This window comes from Acidobacterium sp. FHG110202_01 (assembly GCF_059115305.1).
The window spans coordinates 376,088-383,872 of record NZ_JBZYWJ010000007.1; the positions used below are offsets into that span (position 1 = coordinate 376,088).

Annotated in this window: 4 protein-coding genes; 2 read left to right on the forward strand and 2 right to left on the reverse strand. The window is 54.9% G+C overall.

Annotation, left to right across the window (positions count from 1 at the left end; all coding sequences use genetic code 11):
• The first annotated feature begins 21 nt into the window (after window positions 1-21).
• Window positions 22-3,576: a TonB-dependent receptor gene (locus AC5S16_RS16800; RefSeq protein ID WP_493931253.1), complete on the forward strand. Its 3,555-nt coding sequence runs from the start codon at window positions 22-24 to the stop codon at window positions 3,574-3,576.
• Window positions 3,577-3,738: 162 nt separating this feature from the next.
• On the forward strand, window positions 3,739-5,325 hold the full coding sequence (locus AC5S16_RS16805; protein WP_493931257.1) for a GH35 family beta-galactosidase: 1,587 nt from the start codon (window positions 3,739-3,741) through the stop codon (window positions 5,323-5,325).
• 34 nt (window positions 5,326-5,359) lie between these two features.
• Here AC5S16_RS16805 and AC5S16_RS16810 read toward each other — a convergent pair whose 3' ends face one another.
• Together AC5S16_RS16810 and AC5S16_RS16815 are read right to left on the reverse strand one after the other, a co-directional pair.
• Window positions 5,360-7,132, reverse strand: coding sequence for a hypothetical protein (locus AC5S16_RS16810; protein WP_493931254.1), 1,773 nt, complete (start codon window positions 7,130-7,132; stop codon window positions 5,360-5,362).
• Window positions 7,133-7,408: 276 nt separating this feature from the next.
• Window positions 7,409-7,783: a hypothetical protein gene (locus AC5S16_RS16815; protein WP_493931255.1), complete on the reverse strand. Its 375-nt coding sequence runs from the start codon at window positions 7,781-7,783 to the stop codon at window positions 7,409-7,411.
• Window positions 7,784-7,785: the final 2 nt, after the last annotated feature.

Sequence of the window (7,785 nt, forward strand, 5' to 3'; positions counted from 1 at the left end):
AAGGAAAGGGAGTCGAAACCTATGATTTTGCGAAGCCATGAACACGTATGCAAGGAGCGCCGCACATTGCTCAGCGATATGCTGACGAGCACGATTTTGATGCTGTGCTTGGTGTTCGGAGCCCGTGGTTTGCTTGCCCAGGTAGACCAGGGAACCGTCACCGGCACGGTGCGCGATCAAACAGGCGCTATTGTTCCATCAGCCGACATTACGCTCACAAGCAAAGATACCGGTCTGGTTCTAACGGGCAAGACAGATCAAAACGGGGTGTATGTTTTTTCTCCGGTGAAGATTGGCAATTACAGCGTGAGCGCGAGCGCTCCCAATTTTCAAAAAGCCACGTTGAACGACATTGTGCTGAACCTTAACCAGCGCCTGCAGGCGGACCTGACGCTTCAGCCGGGCAGCTCGACAGAGACCGTCACGGTAGAGGCTGGCGCAGCGCAGCTTCTACAGACTGAGGATTCCTCCACAGGACAGGTGATAAGCACGCAGGTCATCAACAACACGCCGTTGAACGGTCGCAATTATGTCTTTGTAGCTCAGCTTTCCGCCGGTGTCGCCCAGTCGAACGGTTCGCGCGGGCAGGGAAATGGAGACTTCAGCGCAAACGGTCTGCGCGCTGAACAGAACAATTTCATTCTGGACGGAGTGGACAACAATTCCAACCTGATCGACTTTCTGAACGGAGCCACTTACGTCGTCAAGCCCCCGCCTGACGCTCTTGCCGAATTCAAAGTACAGACCAGTGATTACACCGCTGAGCTTGGTCATTCAGCGGGCGCTGTGCTCAACGCTTCCATCAAGAGCGGCACGAACAAACTTCACGGAAATCTTTGGGAGTACTGGAGAAATGATGCTCTGGACGCCCGCGATTACTTTTCTCTCACGAAGCCGGAGTTCCGGCAGAATCAGTTCGGTGGAACCATCGGCGGTCCGATCATTCCGAACAAGCTGTTCTTCTTTGGCGATGTAGAAGCAACCCGCATCATCTTCGGTTCGACCGGCACTTACTCGGTGCCGACCGCTCTGATGCGGCAGGGAGACTTCAGCGAATTGCTGAGCCCGAGCCTCACCGGATCGAGCTCTCCAGTTACCCTTTATCAGCCGGGGTCAGACGGAACGGCTTTGCAGACCTGCAATGGCCGCCAGAATGTCCTCTGCTCAAACCAGATCAATGCGGTTGCTCAGCGCATCCTGAATCTTTATCCGCAGCCCAATGCGAACGGCGGACGCACTTATAACAACTACATCGTTAATACAAATGACGTGAACAATACCGTCAGCTGGGACGGGCGCATCGACTGGAATGCTTCGGCCAAGGACCAGGCATTTTTCCGCATGAGCAACTCGAATCTGCGTGGAAACTACCCGGCCCCATTCGGACCGGTTCTTGACGGCGGCGGCTATGGGTCGGATGGTCCCACGGTCAACATGGGCCAGAATTACGTTCTGAGCGAGACGCACATTTTCAATCCAAATCTCGTGAATGAGTTCCGCTTTGGTTACAACTGGGCGCATGCGCAGTTCCTTCAACAAAGCGCGAATACCGATGTTGCATCACAAGTGGGACTGGGCGGCATTCCCTACCAGGCGAATAACGGCGGATTGCCCAACACATCCGTCAGCGGCATCAGCGGTTTTGGATCGCCCGGTTATTATCCGTCGATCGAGTACGAAAACGTCTTCCAGATTCTGGATAACCTCACCAAGGTGCTGGGCAAGCACACGCTCAAAGCAGGCGTGAGCCTCCAAAGCATTCGAGTGGCGGTCACGCAGCCCATCACTCCGCATGGGTCCTATACCTACAATGGATTTTTCACATCGAACCCGAATGCAAACTTTACCGGCTATGGCGTTGCCGACTTCATGGCTGATTCCATGTATAACGCCGGAGTTTCCAACTTCTTTGGCGTACACGATGCTCATTGGTATTACTCAGGGTATTTCCAGGATGACTGGAAGGCGATGCCCAACCTTACGCTCAACCTGGGTATCCGCTACGACTATTACCAGCCCACATATGAGCAGAATGACAACCAGGCATACTGGAACATTACGTCGATCAACGGTCCCGGCTCGGGAACAGCGCAGTATCTCCTGCCCAAGGGAGCAAGCGGCGTAACGCTGGCGCCGACTTTCCAGAACCTGATTGCAGGCAACAATATCTCTCTCGTCTATAGCGGAAACCGTTCTCTTGCCCTGGGGCAGAAGCTGAACTTCAGCCCGCGTATTGGATTTGCCTATAAAGCGACGCCGAAACTTGTCATACGCGGCGGATACGGGATTTTCTTCGGCGGCCTGGAAAGCGTTGGTGGCTCGCCGAATCCTTCCTATAACTACCCATTTGCTTTTTCGTCGAACTTCCCGTCTCCGGGCTGCTCCAACAATACCTGCCCGACAAACGGGCTGAGCCTCAATACGGGATTCTCTGATGCGATCGCCGTGGGCTTGCAGAATTACCTCTCAACGCCTGGCCTTGTGGGCGGGCAGCTGCAGACGAAAACGCCGTATACGGAGCAGTTCAATCTCTCCACTCAGTATGCGTTTACCCCAACGCTGACGCTGACGACAGCATATGTCGGCAACGTATCGCGTCATCTGCAGGCGTTGACGGACCAGAATGCTCCTTATGGACTGGTCGGCCCCTCCGACAGTTCGCAGAAGATTCGTCCGTTTCCTAATTTCGGAGGCGCGCAGTACGACCTGTACGAAGGAGTGGGAAACTATAACTCGCTGCAAGTGACCCTGGAAAAGCACGTGTCCCATGGCCTGCAGTTCCTGGCCGCGTACACCTATGCTCATGCCCTGGATGACACCGCGACGCCACTCGATGGCGGAACGAATGTCTATCGCAACGCAAACCTCTTTCCTATCGGAATTGAATATGCCAACTCTGACTGGGATGTGCGGCACCGGTTTACGTTCTCAGGAGACTATGCGCTTCCATTCGGCCAGGGCCAAAGATTTCTGAATCACGGCGGACTTGTGAATCAGCTGGTTGGTGGATGGTCGGCGGACCTTGCCTTCTATGCGCTGACTGGCAATCCGTTCACTGTTTCACCCGACAACACCAGCGCAACTGGAGCAAATGCGCGCCGCGCCATCCTGAGCGGCGATCCGTTTGCATCTGGCGGCTCGCCGGATGCAAGCAATCCGGGCACGTCCTGCGCAACCTCAACGCGAAATGTCTCGCATTGGTTCAATCCCTGCGCGTTCGCAAACCCGCTGTCGGGAACGCTCATTCCCAATACGCAAACCTCGTCCAATCCAACCGGAACTCCGATTACAAATCCGGCGCAGGCTCTGGCCTACCTGGGAACAGCACGCAACCAGATCTATGGACCTGGATATGAGCGCATCAATATGAGCGTCTTCAAGAACTTTCCTACCTTCGAGTCGCAGTATTTGCAATTCCGCGCCGATATCTTCAACCTGTTCAACACTCCGGCATTCGCGCAGCCGAGTGTGGAAAATAACACCACCAGTGGCGGCCAGATCACCGGTACACGCTCGCTGGGGAACTTCACTCCCAATTCGCGATTTCTCCAACTCGCATTAAAGTACTATTTCTGAGTATGAGAGGGCTGTTTCAGCAGCCCTCTCATCTTTCCGGAGCATGCTTCAATGTCACTGCAATGGCTGTTCTCTTCATCTGCTGATACTGTGCCCGCACGGGCATCTGCAACTTCTCAAATTTGCGCCCACCGTTCGAGCAGGAACAACGGCGTGAAGCGCATGGCTGCCGCCTCCTGCCTGCTTGCGGCGTGCATGATTCCATCATCGCTTCATTCTCAAGAAGCTCCACAGATTGTAGAAACAAATGGCAGACATGCCCTGCTGGTAGACGGCAAGCCGTTCCTCATGCTTGGAGGGCAGATCAATAATTCCAGTTCCTGGCCATCCACGATCAAGAATGTATGGCCGGTCATGGAAGGCATGCATGCCAATACAGTAGAAGTTCCGGTGTACTGGGAGCAGATGGAGCCAAGCCCCGGCAAGTTCGACTTCTCTCTGGTCGATATGCTCGTCATCCAGGCGCGCGAACACCACTTTCATCTTGTTCTTCTGTGGTTCGGCACGTGGAAGAACGGTGAGATGCACTATGTTCCGGAATGGGTCAAGACAGATACGGCCCATTACCCGCGCATGATCGATGAGCGCGGCGAGCCAATCCAGGTGCTCTCGGCAAACTCACAGGCTAACCTTGATGCTGACCGTCACGCCTTCACTGCGCTGACTCGCCACCTGCATGAGATCGACGGTACGCAGCATACGGTCATTCTCATTCAGGTAGAAAATGAGTCGGGAGCCATCGGCGCGGTGCGCGATCACTCTCCCGCCGCGCAGCGGGAATTTGCCGGCCAGGTTCCGCCGGAAGTTCTGCGTGCGCTGCACAAGTCGCCGGGAACATGGAGCGACGTATTCGGTCCCGATGCCGATGAAACTTTCCAGGCCTATTCTCTTGCCCATTACATCAACGAAGTTGCCAAGGCAGGCAAGGCCGAACTGTCCATTCCCATGTATTGCAATGTGTGGGTGCAGTATCCCCACGGTTACGTTATTCGCGGCCGCCAGATGCCTGGCTACGACTATCCCAGCGGTGGTCCGGTCCAGCCGGTCATCGACGTATGGAAAGCGGCGGCGCCAGCGATCGACATTCTGGCTCCGGATGTCTACAGCGCAGACCGCGGCTTCCAACAGCAGTTGCTGGCCACCTATGCGCGTCCGGATAATCCTCTGTTGGTTCCAGAAACCGGTCTCGGAGACGCCTTCGCTCCCGGACTTTTCTATGCATTGGGTATGGGAGGCATTGGCTTCTCTCCTTTCGGAACAGATCAGACCTCATGGACTTTGCACCCTGGCGATTTGCCCAAGGCCCATGCGGAGAACTATGAGCTTCTTGAGCCGATCGACCGCGTCATCGCAAAACTGAATTACGAAGGGAAGCTGAAAACTGCGGTCGAAGAAGAAGGAAAGCCCGAGCAGACCTTGCTCTTTGGCCGCTGGAAAGCGCTGGTCGGTTTCGGATTTCCGCAGCGTGATGGCGCGCAGCATGCGCCGGGGACAAAAGAATTTCTCGGTCGAGCGCTTGTTGCACAGCTTGGACCAGACGAGTTCCTGGTAACAGGCATCGATGCCCGCGTAACTTTCTACCCGGCTACGGACCAGACGAAACACATGCAGATCCTGAAGGCCGAAGAGGGTACATATGACGGGGAAACCTGGAAGCCGGCGCGGATATGGAATGGCGACCAGACGGACCGCGGGCTGAACTTTCGCCACGAGCATCAGGTCGTCCGCATCCACGTGGGAACCTACTGAAAAGACTGTGCAGCTATATGCCGGGTTGCTATGTTTATCTGCCATCCTTTAAAAACGCCTTATCGTTAATGAAGATGGCCTTCGGATTAGGGTCCTGATTTTCGAAGATTGCCGTATACAATTCTGGCTGGCCGCCGGACGGAGTAAGAGTCAGGGTGTATCCCTCGAATTTGTATTGACCGCTGCCGAGACCGCGATTGTTCATTGTGGTGCCGCCGGCTGATGCGCCCTGAAAGCTGGCCGAAGAGAAACCCGACTTCTGATATGTGCCGTTGGCATTGAATGAAATAAAGGTCTGCGAGACAACGCTTGTCGATATTCCGATATTTCCGGTTTGTGCAAACGTGCTGGTGAATTTACCGGAAAGTATCCGGTCATGGACTGGGAGTACTTCGAAGGCTTTCGTGCTGTGATATGTCGCGATAAGAGAGTGTCCAGGAGCACCAGCGGTAAAGGGCGAGCTGACATGTGTCACCAAGCCGTAGGCATCGCGTTCGGTAAAGCTGATGGTGCCGTTTTCGATTCTATAAGTACCGCACTTCTTGGGCATTTGATGACAGGCTGCTGCGAAGTCTAGGTCGAGCACATGACCGCCGAGCGGCAAACCAAAATAGGCCTGTCCTGTCGGCAGTAACACGACATATTCGCGCCGTGCGACAAGATCCATACCGCCGAGAGGATTAAGCTGGTTTTGCACGCCAGATCCGAAAAATATCCCCGAGCGTCCACCGACCGTTGGCGGGGGATGCAACGGATTCCATGTTCCCCCTGTTTCTCCGTGCAGCACTGCGCTCGACATCATCGCGTCCAACTGATTGCGGAACTTGACTTCCTCGCCGCCCCATTGAGTACTGATCAGCAGCGCCATCTGCAATTTTCCTCCGAGCGCGATTCCTACTGCCGCGATGTCCTCGTACTGCCGGTTCATCGTGCCAGAGTCGAGTACATACATTGCCTGGCTGCCGCCTCCTGTTGTTCCGCTGTGCGGATATTTGAAGGTGAGACCGGTTCCGGGAAAGTTGGCGCGCACACCACTATAGAGCGACTGCTGCAGGCTCCCATTCAATGGCACTGTCGTCAATAGGATCACCGCAGTGTTGTGCTGCGTTCTTGTTTTTAGGATTGCCCCCTCCGGCGTACTCTTCTGCACAGTCCAGCCCGGCGGAGGCGTCACCGTCATCGCCCCTGCTGTGATTTCGTTTGCTGTGGCAGGCAGCTGAGCAGCGCCGAGCGCATTCGCGGTGTCCGTCGCTGTTTTCGTATTCGCCGATATTGCCGGAGGTGCAAGACCTGCAGTCGGATTTGTAGCTGCGGTCGGTGGTGTCATAGCAGGTGCCGTCGCCGTGGTAGCAGCCTTCCTCGTTCCGGGATCCATGCCAAGCGGATCGGGAGATGTCGCAATTTCCTTATGGGCTGCCGAAGGATCGTGCGCAGCGCTGCGAAGCACACTTGCCAGCATTGTGCACGAGAGTGTGCTTTTAAAGCGATGTGTTATCAGCTCCGTTTGTTCCGCATTCTTGAAACTCTCGAATGAATGCTTCAGCGCCGGATCGCTTGCGATCCGTGTCTTCATTTCGTCCCAATGATTCCGCAATTCCCAGCCTTGAAGCTGCACCGCATACGCGGAAGCACCGAGGTGGTTTGCGCTCGTGCAGAAGCCGACAAAAGCATCCACGAAGCCGGCTTGTTCGGCGATCTGCTCCAAAGCTGGATCAGGAGCAGTTGGTTCAGTTGGTGTGGATGTTTGTGCCAGGAGCGAAGACGACAGAAATCCCAGCGCTGCAACGAACGCAAGCAGTATCTGCAATGGGAAAACCTCTTGCTTTATTTTCTGAATGGAAACGGAATGGCCCGATTATGTTGACGCCTCGAACGCTCGTATAGTTTGCTATCCCTGTGTTGCGAAGATGTAAATTTCAGAGAGCGGTGAAAATGGCTTGATCCGACAGACCCGTTCAATAGCGTGCATCGCTGACGAGGAGCGCGCTTCCCGTTGCTAATCCCTTATTCGTAACAGTGCCGTATCTAATCTGAAAATGCTTCACAGCAGGTCGGCACCGCGCCCTCCCTGCCACGAAGCAGACTATCCCTGCACCGCAGGTTTTGCAGCCAGAATGCCCTTAAAGCTCTCGCGGTACTGAAGAAAGACCAGTATCCACAGCGCGCACGCCACCAGCCCCGGAGCAATGCTCGCCGGCGCAAGCGTCAAATGAAAAGCAAGGATGTTGTATAACTCCGCTGCAAGCAGCGTGAGAGCCAGCGGCACAAAGAATCCCGAAAGCAAAAGCAATCCACCAACCAATTGAATCGCGAAGAAGAATGAGGCAAAATGCGATGAACTGATTGCAACGAAAAACTGTACTGCCAGCGGATTCGGCGGCGGCGGCTGGTGGATGAAGTTGAGAAATCCGTTCAGGCCAAAGACTGTAAATATCAATCCAAGCAGATACCGCGCAATGA

What these genes read in the sequence shown, in the direction of transcription:
- AC5S16_RS16800 (WP_493931253.1), top strand. Translation starts at nt 22, where the DNA reads ATGATTTTGCGAAGCCATGAACACGTATGCAAGGAGCGCCGCACATTG.
- AC5S16_RS16805 (WP_493931257.1), top strand. Translation starts at nt 3,739, where the DNA reads ATGGCTGCCGCCTCCTGCCTGCTTGCGGCGTGCATGATTCCATCATCG.